The 11,799-nt window shown below is 70.8% G+C and carries 12 protein-coding genes; all 12 read left to right on the top strand.

The window, feature by feature from the left end:
* Positions 1–3: 3 nt before the first annotated feature.
* Complete coding sequence (locus ACFYNL_RS22450; protein WP_388806297.1) at positions 4–900, top strand: glycosyltransferase family 2 protein; 897 nt, start codon at positions 4–6, stop codon at positions 898–900.
* Between the two features lie 96 nt (positions 901–996).
* The gene (locus ACFYNL_RS22445; protein WP_388806295.1) at positions 997–1,932 is read left to right on the top strand and encodes an ABC transporter permease; all 936 of its coding nucleotides are present in this window, start codon (positions 997–999) and stop codon (positions 1,930–1,932) included.
* Positions 1,925–2,707 carry an ABC transporter ATP-binding protein gene (locus ACFYNL_RS22440; RefSeq protein WP_388806293.1) on the top strand — a complete coding sequence of 261 codons (783 nt, stop codon included), beginning with the start codon at positions 1,925–1,927 and terminating at the stop codon, positions 2,705–2,707. The genes ACFYNL_RS22445 and ACFYNL_RS22440 overlap by 8 nt, the downstream gene beginning before the upstream one ends.
* Before the next feature lie 387 nt (positions 2,708–3,094).
* Complete coding sequence (hpnC, locus tag ACFYNL_RS22435; RefSeq protein ID WP_388806291.1) at positions 3,095–3,994, top strand: squalene synthase HpnC; 900 nt, start codon at positions 3,095–3,097, stop codon at positions 3,992–3,994.
* Entirely contained in the window at positions 3,991–4,953 is a 963-nt protein-coding gene (hpnD, locus tag ACFYNL_RS22430; protein ID WP_388806289.1) for a presqualene diphosphate synthase HpnD, read from the top strand. Before hpnC ends, hpnD begins: the two co-directional genes overlap by 4 nt.
* The gene (locus ACFYNL_RS22425; RefSeq protein ID WP_388806287.1) at positions 4,953–5,096 is read left to right on the top strand and encodes a DUF6380 family protein; all 144 of its coding nucleotides are present in this window, start codon (positions 4,953–4,955) and stop codon (positions 5,094–5,096) included. Before hpnD ends, ACFYNL_RS22425 begins: the two co-directional genes overlap by 1 nt.
* A complete protein-coding gene (gene hpnE / locus ACFYNL_RS22420) occupies positions 5,093–6,520 on the top strand; it encodes a hydroxysqualene dehydroxylase HpnE (protein WP_388806285.1) in 1,428 nt (475 codons plus the stop codon). Before ACFYNL_RS22425 ends, hpnE begins: the two co-directional genes overlap by 4 nt.
* A complete protein-coding gene (locus ACFYNL_RS22415; RefSeq protein ID WP_388806284.1) occupies positions 6,520–7,656 on the top strand; it encodes a polyprenyl synthetase family protein in 1,137 nt (378 codons plus the stop codon). Before hpnE ends, ACFYNL_RS22415 begins: the two co-directional genes overlap by 1 nt.
* A gap of 143 nt (positions 7,657–7,799) precedes the next feature.
* Positions 7,800–9,842 (top strand): squalene--hopene cyclase, encoded by a 2,043-nt coding sequence (gene shc / locus ACFYNL_RS22410; protein ID WP_388806283.1) that lies wholly within the window; start codon positions 7,800–7,802, stop codon positions 9,840–9,842.
* Positions 9,842–10,483, top strand: coding sequence for a 1-hydroxy-2-methyl-2-butenyl 4-diphosphate reductase (locus ACFYNL_RS22405; RefSeq protein ID WP_388806281.1), 642 nt, complete (start codon positions 9,842–9,844; stop codon positions 10,481–10,483). The genes shc and ACFYNL_RS22405 overlap by 1 nt, the downstream gene beginning before the upstream one ends.
* Before the next feature lie 5 nt (positions 10,484–10,488).
* Entirely contained in the window at positions 10,489–11,511 is a 1,023-nt protein-coding gene (gene hpnH / locus ACFYNL_RS22400; protein WP_388806279.1) for an adenosyl-hopene transferase HpnH, read from the top strand.
* Positions 11,512–11,515: 4 nt separating this feature from the next.
* A partial coding sequence (locus ACFYNL_RS22395) for a flavodoxin-dependent (E)-4-hydroxy-3-methylbut-2-enyl-diphosphate synthase (RefSeq protein ID WP_388806277.1) occupies positions 11,516–11,799 on the top strand: 284 nt, incomplete at its 3' end.

Raw genomic sequence — 11,799 nt, 5'->3', positions numbered from 1 at the left:
GGCATGGGCTCCTCACCGGCAACCTCGCCGAAGGTCGGCGCGGTCATCATCACCATGGGCAACCGCCCCGACGAGCTGCGTGCCCTGCTCGACTCGGTCGCCAAGCAGGACGGCGACCGGGTCGAGGTGGTCGTCGTCGGCAACGGCTCGCCGGTCCCGGACGTCCCCGAGGGCGTCCGCACCGTCGAGCTGCCCGAGAACCTCGGCATCCCCGGCGGCCGCAACGTCGGCATCGAGGCCTTCGGCCCCAGCGGTCGCGACGTCGACATCCTGCTCTTCCTCGACGACGACGGCCTCCTCGCCCACCACGACACCGCCGAACTGTGCCGCCAGGCGTTCGAGGCCGACCCGAAGCTCGGCATCATCAGCTTCCGCATCGCCGACCCGGACACCGGCGTCACCCAGCGCCGGCACGTCCCGCGGCTGCGGGCCTCCGACCCGATGCGCTCCTCCCGGGTCACCACCTTCCTCGGCGGCGCGAACGCCGTCCGTACGAAGGTCTTCGCCGAAGTCGGCGGGCTCCCGGACGAATTCTTCTACGCCCACGAGGAAACCGACCTGGCATGGCGGGCCCTCGACGCGGGCTGGATGATCGACTACCGGTCCGACATGGTGCTGTACCACCCCACGACCGCGCCCTCGCGGCACGCGGTCTACCACCGCATGGTCGCCCGCAACCGTGTCTGGCTCGCCCGCCGCAACCTCCCGGCCCTCCTCGTCCCCGTCTATCTGGGCGTCTGGATGCTGCTCACCCTCGCACGCCGGCCCTCCCGCCCCGCCCTGAAGGCATGGTTCGGCGGATTCCGGGAAGGGTGGACCACTGCCTGCGGTCCACGCCGGCCCATGAAGTGGCGTACGGTGTGGCGGCTGACTCGACTGGGCCGGCCTCCCGTCATCTGACAAGCTCGGTCCTGAGAGCCCCCGGGCCCCATCCGGGCCCCAGGTTCATGCCATGCCCGCACAGGCTGCGCATCTCGAAGACGAAAGTTTCAACTGGTGAGTGAGACAACGCACGACGGCGGAGTCGCGGTGAGCGCGGCTCCGTCGCCCGACGAGGGCCTCACGGCGGCACAGCTCGCCGCCAAGTACGGGCTGTCCGTGAGCGGCGCCCGCCCCTCGCTGTTCCAGTACGTCCGCCAGCTCTGGGACCGGCGGCACTTCATCCTCGCGTTCTCGCGGGCGAAGCTGACCGCCCAGTACAGCCAGGCGAAGCTCGGCCAGCTCTGGCAGGTGGCGACCCCGCTGCTGAACGCGGCCGTGTACTTCTTCATCTTCGGGCTGCTGCTGGGGGCCCGGGAGGGCATCCCGCACGACATCTACGTGCCGTTCCTGGTGACCGGGGTGTTCGTCTTCACCTTCACGCAGAGCTCGGTGCTCGCGGGCGTGCGTGCCATCTCCGGAAACCTCGGCCTGGTGCGCGCGCTGCACTTCCCCCGGGCCTCGCTGCCGATCTCGTTCGCGCTGCAGCAGCTCCAGCAGCTGCTGTTCTCGATGGTCGTGCTGGTCGTGATCATGGTGGCCTTCGGCACCTACCCCGACCTGTCCTGGCTGCTCGTGGTGCCCGTCCTGGTCCTGCAGTTCGTCTTCAACACCGGGCTTGCGCTGATCTTCGCCCGGATGGGAAGCAAGACGCCCGACCTCGCTCAGCTGATGCCGTTCGTGCTGCGCACCTGGATGTACGCGTCCGGCGTGATGTTCAGCATCCCCGCGATGCTCGCGGACAAGGACGTGCCGGGCTGGCTCTCGGACGTCCTGCAGTGGAACCCCGCCGCGATCTACATGGACCTGGTCCGCTTCGCGATGATCGACGGCTACGGCTCCTCCTATCTGCCCCCGCACGTGTGGGCCTTCGCACTGGGCTGGGCGCTGCTGGCCGGTGCGGTCGGCTTCGTCTACTTCTGGAAGGCGGAAGAGAGGTACGGCCGTGGCTGAGCCGAAGAAGGACGGTCCGCGCGTCCCCACCGTCATCGCCGACGAGCTGCACATCGTCTACCGCGTCAACGGCGCCAAGTCCGGCAAGGGCAGCGCCACCGCCGCGCTCAGCCGCATCCTCAAGCGCGGCGAGGAGCGGGGCGTGCGCAAGGTGCACGCCGTCCGCGGTGTCTCCTTCGTCGCCTACCGCGGCGAGGCCATCGGCCTGATCGGCTCCAACGGCTCCGGGAAGTCCACCCTGCTGCGGGCCATCGCCGGTCTGCTGCCCGCGGAGAGGGGCAAGGTCTACACCGACGGCCAGCCCTCGCTGCTCGGCGTGAACGCGGCCCTGATGAACGACCTGACCGGCGAGCGCAACGTCATATTGGGCGGGCTCGCCATGGGCATGTCCCGCGAGGAGATCAAGGCCCGCTACCAGCAGATCGTCGACTTCTCCGGCATCAACGAGAAGGGCGACTTCATCACGCTGCCGATGCGGACGTACTCCTCCGGCATGGCGGCCCGGCTGCGGTTCTCCATCGCCGCCGCCAAGGACCACGACGTCCTCATGATCGACGAGGCGCTGGCCACGGGCGACCGCAAGTTCCAGAAGCGCTCGGAGGAGCGCATCCGCGAGCTGCGCAAGGAAGCCGGCACCGTCTTCCTCGTCAGCCACAACAACAAGTCGATCCGCGACACCTGCGACCGCGTCCTGTGGCTGGAACGAGGCGAGCTGCGGATGGACGGCCCTACGGACGAGGTCCTCAAGGAGTACGAGAAGTTCACGGGCAAGTAGTCCACCCCGGCATGGGCCATGTGGCCCAGAACGCTTGACCGGGCCCCGCCGGAACTGCCCCCGCGGGGCCCCGCGTCTGCAAAGGAAACGTCAACTCCGGCTGGCGGTAGGAATCTTGACGCCAATCGGTGCGTTGTTGTGATGCGCAGGACACCCTCACAGGCCCCGCCCCGTTGTACAACGTAAGCTGTACCGGTACCGAAACGCGGCAAGTGTGGCGATAAGGAACGGCGCCCTCCCCCAGGGCTGCGCCGCGGACGGCCGGGCGGCGTGTCCGAAATAGTATGCATTGGGTCGGCGGTGTAGAACGGGAGATGTGACGGCAATGGCTACGGAAACTCCCCAGCTCCACGCAGCATGTGCCGTCCCCGCCCCGGGCAGTCCACGGTGACGGGAACGCGCACACGCGCAGGTGACCCAGAGCGCGACACGCTCGACAAGGCCGCCGCGGAGAACTTCCCCGTGGCGCCGTTCTTCCTGCCCAGGGCCTGGCGCGCCGACCTCATGGCCGTATACGGATTCGCCCGTCTGGTGGATGACATCGGCGACGGCGACCTCGCTCCCGGCGGCGCCGACGCCCGGCTGCTCGGTGTGTCGCCCGAGGACGCCGAGGAACCCCTCGTCCTGCTCGACGCCTTCGAGGCCGACCTGCGCCGGGTCTTCGACGGCACCCCGCGCCACCCCCTGCTGCGTCGCCTCCAGCCGACCGTCCGTCGCCGCTCGCTGACCCCCGAGCCCTTCCTCGGCCTGATCGCCGCCAACCGCCAGGACCAGCTCGTCGGACGGTACGAGACCTACGACGACCTCCTTGCCTACTGCGAACTGTCCGCCAACCCCGTCGGCCGTCTGGTCCTCGCGGTCACCGGTACCGCGACGCCCGAGCGGATCCGCCGCTCCGACGCGGTGTGCACCGCGCTGCAGATCGTGGAGCACCTTCAGGACGTCGCCGAGGACCTCGGCCGTGACCGGATCTATCTGCCCGCCGCGGACATGAAACGCTTCCACGTCCAGGAAACCGATCTCGCCGCCCAAAGGGCGGGCGCATCGGTGCGCGCGCTGGTGGCGTACGAAGCCGAACGTGCCCGGGACCTCCTGAGTGAAGGCACCCCCTTGGTGGGTAGCGTCCACGGCAGGCTCAAGCTGCTGCTCGCGGGTTTCGTGGCGGGGGGAAGGGCGGCGATCGGTGCGATCGCCGCCGCCGAATACGACGTACTTCCCGGCCCGCCCAAAGCCAGCAGGTTCCAGTTGCTGCGCGAGGTGGGCGTGACTCTGCGAGGAGAGGGGTGATCCGGAGCGTGGAGTCCGCACCACACGCGTCCGCACCGGTACTCGCCGCCTACAGCTACTGCGAGGCCGTCACCGGGCGGCAGGCCCGTAACTTCGCGTACGGCATCCGCCTGCTGCCCACGCCCAAGCGCCGCGCGATGTCGGCGCTGTACGCGTTCTCGCGCCGCGTCGACGACATCGGCGACGGCGCCCTGACCGACGAGGTCAAGGTCGCGAGGCTGGAGGACACCCGGGAGCTGCTGACCCGGATCCGTGACCGGGCGGTCGACGAGGACGACATCGACCCGGTGGCTGTCGCCCTCGCCCACGCCGCCGACACCTTCCCGATCCCGCTCGGCGGCCTGGACGAACTCATCGACGGCGTCCTGATGGACGTACGCGGCGAGACCTACGAGACCTGGGACGACCTCAAGGTCTACTGCCGCTGTGTCGCAGGCGCCATCGGACGGCTCTCGCTCGGCGTGTTCGGCACGGAACCGGGGGCGCGTGGCGTCGAGCGCGCGCCGGAGTACGCCGACACGCTCGGGCTGGCGCTCCAGCTCACCAACATCCTGCGTGATGTACGCGAGGACGGCGAGGGCGGGCGTACCTATCTGCCCTCCGACGACCTCGCCAAATTCGGCTGCTCGGTCGGCTTCAGCGGACCGACACCACCGGAGGGCTCCGACTTCGCGGGCCTCGTGCACTTCGAAGTGCGACGGGCCCGCGCTCTTTTCGCCGAGGGCTACCGGCTGCTCCCCATGTTGGACCGGCGCAGCGGCGCCTGCGTCGCCGCCATGGCCGGCATCTACCGCCGCCTCCTCGACCGCATCGAACGCGACCCGCAGGCGGTGCTGCGCGGCCGGGTATCGCTGCCGGGGCGCGAGAAGGCGTACGTCGCCGTGCGCGGCCTGAGCGGGCTGGACACCCGGCATGTGACCCGCCGAAGCGTCAGCCGTGCGGTCAGGAGGCGTGCCTGATGGACATTCCGGTCCGAGGTGATGCCACGGGTGAGAAGCGGTGGGCAACCCTCCGCCGTCCGGCCGCGTCCCTGACTGAGACGACCGGCCGTACGGCGTTCACCCACCGGCACGACGGTCGCGCAGGGGAGGGTGCACGATGACCGACGGCACACGGCCCGACGAGGCGCTCGCGGACATCCCCGGCCGCTCCGGGAAGCACGCCGTGGTGGTCGGCGGCGGGCTCGCCGGCATCACCGCCGCGCTCTCGCTGGCCGATGCCGGGGTGCGGGTCACCCTGGTCGAGGGCCGGCCGAGGCTCGGCGGCCTCGCGTTCTCCTTCCAGCGCGGCGAACTCACCGTCGACAACGGACAGCACGTGTACCTGCGCTGCTGCACCGCCTACCGGTGGTTCCTCGACCGGATCGAGGGGGCCGCGCTGGCCCCGCTGCAGGATCGTCTCGACGTGCCCGTGCTGGACCTCGCGCGGCCCGAGGGGCGGCGGCTCGGCAGGCTGCGGCGCGACGCGCTGCCCGTACCCCTGCACCTGGGCCGGAGCCTGGCGTCGTATCCGCATCTCTCCCTCGCCGATCGCGCCAGGGTCGGACGTGCCGCGCTCGCGCTCAAGGGTCTCGACCTCGGCGACCCCGCCCTGGACGCCCGGGACTTCGGCAGCTGGCTCGCCGAGCACGGCCAGTCGGCGCGTGCCGTCGAGGCCCTGTGGGACCTGGTCGGGGTCGCCACCCTCAACGCGGTCGCGGGCGACGCCTCGCTGGGGCTCGCCGCGATGGTCTTCAAGACCGGTCTGCTCTCCGACCCTGGCGCCGCCGACATCGGCTGGGCACGCGTCCCGCTCGGCGACCTGCACGACCGGCTGGCTCGCAAGGCGCTCGAGTCCGCGGGCGTGCGCGTCGAGGTCCGTACCCGCGTCACCGCCATCACCCCTGAGGGGAACGGAGACTGGAGCGTCCAGGTTCCCGGCGAGACGCTCAAGGCGGACGCCGTCGTCCTGGCCGTGGCCCAGCGCGAGGCGTACGACCTGCTGCCCGGCGGTGCCCTCGACGCTCCCGAGCGGCTGCTGGAGATCGGCACCGCCCCGATCCTCAACGTCCATGTCGTGTACGGCCGCAAGGTGCTCAGCAGGCCCTTCTTCGCGGCCCTCGGCACCCCGGTGCAGTGGGTGTTCGACCGCACCGAGGCCTCGGGACTGCGCCAGGGCCAGTACCTCGCCCTGTCCCAGTCGGCCGCCCAGGACGAGATCGACGAGCCCGTCGCCGCGCTGCGCGAGCGGTACCTGCCGGAGCTGGAGCGGCTGCTGCCCAAGGCGCGCGGCGCGGAAGTGAAGGACTTCTTCGTCACCCGGGAGCGCACGGCGACGTTCGCCCCCACCCCCGGCGTCGGGCGGCTGCGGCCCGGCGCCCGTACCAAGGCACCCGGCCTCTATCTGGCCGGAGCGTGGACCGCCACAGGGTGGCCCGCGACCATGGAGAGTGCGGTCCGCAGCGGCGTGAGTGCGGCCGGCGCCGCGCTGAGCGCCCTGGGCCGGCCCCGCCCCGGTCACCTCTTCGACGTCGAGGAGGCGGCCTGATGCTGAACCAGCACACCGAGGCAGGCCCCCGCACCCCCGGTACCGCAACAAGAGGAGAGACTGTGCCCACTGTGCCCCCGGCCGAGAAGGCCGCTCGAGAGACCGCGGCGGACGTGGCCGCGCTCCTGGAGCGCGGGAGGACCCTGGCCACACCGGTACTGCGGGCGGCGATCGACCGCCTGGCCCCTCCCATGGACACCGTTTCCGCCTACCACTTCGGCTGGATCGACGCCGACGGCAACCCCACGTCCGGCGACGGCGGCAAGGCCGTACGCCCCGCCCTTGCGGTGCTCTCCGCCGAGGTCACCGGCGCCGCGCCCGAGGTCGGCATCCCCGGCGCCGTCGCCGTCGAACTCGTCCACAACTTCTCCCTCCTGCACGACGACCTGATGGACGGCGACGAACAGCGCCGCCACCGCGACACCGTCTGGAAGGTGCACGGCCCCGCTCAAGCGATCCTCGTCGGCGACGCCCTGTTCGCCCTCGCCAACGAGGTCCTGCTGGAGCTCGGCACCGTCGAGGCCGGCCGTGCCACCCGCCGTCTGACCACCGCCACCCGCGCCCTGATCGACGGCCAGGCGCAGGACATCTCCTACGAGCACCGCGACCGCGTCAGCGTCGAGGAGTGCCTGGAGATGGAGGGCAACAAGACCGGCGCCCTGCTCGCCTGCGCCAGCTCCATCGGAGCGGTGCTCGGCGGCGCCGACGACCGTACCGCCGACGCCCTGGAAAGGTACGGCTACCACCTGGGCCTGGCCTTCCAGGCCGTCGACGACCTGCTCGGCATCTGGGGCGACCCGGTGTCCACCGGTAAGCAGACCTGGAGCGACCTGCGCCAGCGCAAGAAGTCCCTGCCGGTGGTGGCCGCGCTCGCGGCGGGCGGCGACGCCTCCGACCGGCTCGGCGAGATCCTCGCCGCCGACGCCAAGAGCAGCGACTTCGCCACCTTCTCCGAGGAGGAGTTCGCGGCCCGCGCCGCCCTCATCGAGGAGGCGGGCGGCCGCGAGTGGACCGCCGAAGAGGCGCGCCGCCAGCACACCGTCGCCGTCGAGGCCCTCGACGCCGTCGACATGCCCGAGCGGGTGCGGGCGCAGTTCACGGCGCTGGCCGACTTCGTCGTCGTACGGAAGAGATGATCACCACCGGGCGAAAAGAGATGATCCATATCGGTCGAATAGCCCTCGCGTAGTCGCCGGCCGGTGCCGCTGTAAGCAGCGCACCGGCCGACGGCGGACCCACAGCAGACGCACTACCAGGAGCACTGCACGAAGGGGAAGCCATGACAGCGACGACCGACGGAAGCACCGGGGCTCTCCCGCCCCGGGCAGCCGCGGCCAGCGACATCGACATCGAGACCCCCGTGGCGGCCGGGGCCCACGAAGCCGCCGTGTACGCGGTCCGGCGCGCCACCGACTTCCTGCTCTCCAGGCAGGACGCCCAGGGCTGGTGGAAGGGCGACCTCGAAACGAACGTCACGATGGACGCCGAGGACCTGCTGCTCCGTCAGTTCCTGGGCATCCGCGACGAGAGGACCACGCAGGCCGCCGCGCTCTTCATCCGCGGCGAGCAGCGCGAGGACGGCACCTGGGCGACCTTCCACGGCGGCCCCGGCGAGCTCTCCACCACCGTCGAGGCGTACGTCGCCCTCCGTCTGTCCGGCGACGCGCCCGACGCCCCGCACATGGCGCGAGCCTCCGCCTGGATCCGCGAGCGGGGCGGCATCGCGGCCGCGCGCGTGTTCACCCGCATCTGGCTCGCCCTGTTCGGCTGGTGGAAGTGGGAGGACCTGCCCGAACTCCCGCCGGAACTCATCTACTTCCCGAAGTGGGTGCCGCTCAACATCTACGACTTCGGCTGCTGGGCCCGGCAGACCATCGTCCCGCTGACGATCGTCTCCGCCAAGCGGCCGGTGCGTCCCGCGCCCTTCCCGCTCGACGAGCTGCACACCGATCCCGCGAACCCCAACCCGCCCACACCCCTTGCTCCGGCGGCGACCTGGGACGGCGCCTTCCAACGGCTCGACAAGGCGCTGCACCAGCTGCGCAAGGTGGCCCCCCGCAAGCTGCGCAGGGCCGCCATGAACAGCGCGGCCCGCTGGATCATCGAGCGGCAGGAGAACGACGGCTGCTGGGGCGGCATCCAGCCGCCGGCGGTGTACTCGATCATCGCCCTGCACCTGCTCGGCTACGACCTCGAACACCCCGTGATGCGCGAGGGCTTGGCCTCCCTGGACCGGTTCGCCGTCTGGCGCGAGGACGGGGCCCGGATGATCGAGGCCTGCCAGTCACCGGTCTGGGACACCTGTCTTGCGACCATCGCGCTGGCGGACGCCGGAGTGCCCGCCGACCATCCGCAGCTCGTCAAGGCCGCGGACTGGATGCTGGGCGAGGAGATCGTGCGCCCCGGCGACTGGGCGGTCAAGCGCCCTCACCTTCCGCCGGGCGGCTGGGCGTTCGAGTTCCACAACGACAACTACCCCGACATCGACGACACCGCCGAGGTGGTCCTCGCACTGCGGCGCGTCAGGCACCACGACCCCGAGCGGGTCGAGAAGGCGATCGGCCGCGGGGTGCGCTGGACCCTCGGGATGCAGTCGCGCAACGGGGCGTGGGGCGCCTTCGACGTCGACAACACCAGCCCGTTCCCCAACCGGCTGCCGTTCTGCGACTTCGGCGAGGTCATCGACCCTCCGTCGGCCGACGTCACCGCGCACGTCGTCGAGATGCTCGCGGTCGAGGGCCTCGCCCACGATCCGCGTACCCGGCGCGGCATCCGGTGGCTGCTCGCCGAACAGGAGCCGGACGGCTCGTGGTTCGGGCGCTGGGGCGTCAACTACGTCTACGGCACCGGATCGGTCGTACCCGCCCTGGTGGCCGCGGGCTTCCCGGGCTCGCACCCGGCGATCCGGCGTGCGGTGGCCTGGCTGGAGTCCGTCCAGAACGACGACGGCGGCTGGGGCGAGGATCTGCGCTCCTACAAGTACGTCAGCCAGTGGAGCGGCCGGGGAGCCTCGACCGCCTCGCAGACCGCGTGGGCGCTGATGGCCCTGCTGGCCGCGGGCGAGAAGGACTCCAAGGCGGTCGAACGGGGCATTCAGTGGCTCGCGGCCACCCAGCGCGAGGACGGCTCCTGGGACGAGCCGTACTTCACCGGTACCGGGTTCCCGTGGGACTTCTCGATCAACTACCACCTCTACCGCCAGGTCTTCCCGCTGACCGCGCTCGGCCGGTACGTGCACGGGGAGCCCTTCGCCGAGAAGCCCACCGCCTCCGAGGGGTCGGCGACCTCCGGAAAACCGCTCGCCGAGGCCAAGGGGAGCTGATGAGCGCCAAGCCCGCCCCGGCCCCGCTGCTGATCGCCTGCGCGCTCGGCATCGAGCAGTTCGCCCTGCGCACCAGCGACCGCGGCGGCGCCGGCGGGCCCGTCACCGTGCTCCGTACGGGCATGGGGCCCAAGGCGGCCGAGCGCTCCGTCACCCGGGCCCTGGCCGAGCCGGCGCTCAGCGGGGCCGCCGTGCTCGCCACGGGGTTCTGCGCCGGTCTCGCCCCCGGGATGCACCCCGGCGACCTGGTGGTCGCCGAGGAGACCCGGGATCCGGGAGGAACCACCATGTGCGTCGGGACCGAGCTCCTCGTCAAGGAACTCGTGCGGACCGTCCCGGGCCGCACCGTCCACACCGGCCCGCTCACCGGCTCCGACCACGTCATCCGTGGTCAGGAGCGCTCCGAGCTGCTGGCGACCGGCGCGATCGCGGTCGACATGGAGTCGGCGGCCACGCTCCTGAGCGCCGTGCGCGCGGGCGAGCGCCCGGTTGCGGCCGTCCGGGTGGTCGTGGACGCTCCAGAACATGAACTCGTCCGGATCGGCACGTTGCGCGGTGGAATATCGGCTTTCCGCGTTCTTCGTTCCGTCCTGCCCGCTTTCTTCGAATGGCACCGTTCTTTGCTGCTCCCCAGGAGGTGAGCCAGATGGCCATGCCACTGCGTCAGTCCATCAAGGTCGCTACTTACTTGGCCGAACAGAAGCTGCGCAGGCGGGAAAAGTTTCCGCTGATCGTCGAGCTGGAGCCGCTGTACGCCTGCAACCTCAAATGCGAGGGCTGCGGCAAGATCCAGCACCCTGCCGGAGTCCTGAAGCAGCGCATGCCGGTGGCCCAGGCCGTGGGAGCGGTGCTCGAATCCGGTGCGCCGATGGTGTCCATCGCCGGCGGCGAGCCCCTGATGCACCCGCAGATCCACGAGATCGCACGACAGTTGGTGGCCAGGCGGAAGTACGTCTTCCTGTGCACCAACGCCATGCTGCTGCGCAAGAAGATGGACGACTTCACGCCCTCGCCCTACTTCGCCTTCGCCGTGCACATCGACGGCCTGCGCGAGCGGCACGACGAGTCGGTGGCGAAGGAGGGCGTGTTCGACGAGGCCGTGGCGGCCATCAAGGAGGCCAAGAGGCGCGGCTTCCGGGTCACCACCAACTCGACCTTCTTCAACACGGACACCCCGCAGACGATCGTCGAGGTCCTCAACTACCTCAACGACGACCTCAAGGTCGACGAGATGATGATCTCGCCCGCCTACGCCTACGAGAAGGCCCCCGACCAGGAGCACTTCCTCGGCGTCGAGCAGACCCGCGAGCTGTTCAGAAAGGCCTTCGCAGGCGGCAACCGGCGCCGCTGGCGGCTCAACCACTCGCCGCTCTTCCTGGACTTCCTGGAGGGCAAGGTCGACTTCCCGTGCACCGCGTGGGCGATCCCGAACTACTCCCTCTTCGGCTGGCAGCGCCCCTGCTACCTGATGGCCGACGGGTACGTCCCGACGTACCGCGAACTGATCGAGGAGACCGACTGGGACAAGTACGGCCGCGGCAAGGACCCGCGCTGCGCCAACTGCATGGCGCACTGCGGCTACGAGCCGACCGCCGTCCTCGCCACCATGGGCTCGCTCAAGGAGTCGCTGCGCGCCATGCGCGAGACGGTCTCCGGAAACCGGGAGTGACGCCATGACCGCCGTCCCCTTGGGCGTCCCGGAGGTACCCCTTCGGCCGATCGCCGAGAGGCGTGTGTCGCGGCAGATCCAGGTCGGGACGGTGGCGGTGGGCGGTGACGCCCCGGTCTCGGTCCAGTCGATGACGACGACCCGTACGTCGGACATCGGCGCCACCCTCCAGCAGATCGCCGAGCTCACGGCCTCCGGCTGCCAGATCGTCCGCGTCGCCTGCCCCACGCAGGACGACGCCGACGCCCTGTCGACCATCGCCCGCAAGTCCCAGATCCCGGTGATCGC

Source organism: Streptomyces sp. NPDC007808 (genome assembly GCF_042868655.1).
Taxonomy (GTDB): domain Bacteria; phylum Actinomycetota; class Actinomycetes; order Streptomycetales; family Streptomycetaceae; genus Streptomyces.
Note: the sequence above shows the minus strand (reverse complement) of the source record. Positions and strands in the feature narration are given on the sequence as shown.

What these genes read in the sequence shown, in the direction of transcription:
- hpnH (WP_388806279.1), top strand. Translation starts at nt 10,489, where the DNA reads ATGGCCATGCCACTGCGTCAGTCCATCAAGGTCGCTACTTACTTGGCC.
- shc (WP_388806283.1), top strand. Translation starts at nt 7,800, where the DNA reads ATGACAGCGACGACCGACGGAAGCACCGGGGCTCTCCCGCCCCGGGCA.
- ACFYNL_RS22425 (WP_388806287.1), top strand. Translation starts at nt 4,953, where the DNA reads ATGGACATTCCGGTCCGAGGTGATGCCACGGGTGAGAAGCGGTGGGCA.
- ACFYNL_RS22415 (WP_388806284.1), top strand. Translation starts at nt 6,520, where the DNA reads ATGCTGAACCAGCACACCGAGGCAGGCCCCCGCACCCCCGGTACCGCA.
- hpnE (WP_388806285.1), top strand. Translation starts at nt 5,093, where the DNA reads ATGACCGACGGCACACGGCCCGACGAGGCGCTCGCGGACATCCCCGGC.
- ACFYNL_RS22405 (WP_388806281.1), top strand. Translation starts at nt 9,842, where the DNA reads ATGAGCGCCAAGCCCGCCCCGGCCCCGCTGCTGATCGCCTGCGCGCTC.
- ACFYNL_RS22450 (WP_388806297.1), top strand. Translation starts at nt 4, where the DNA reads ATGGGCTCCTCACCGGCAACCTCGCCGAAGGTCGGCGCGGTCATCATC.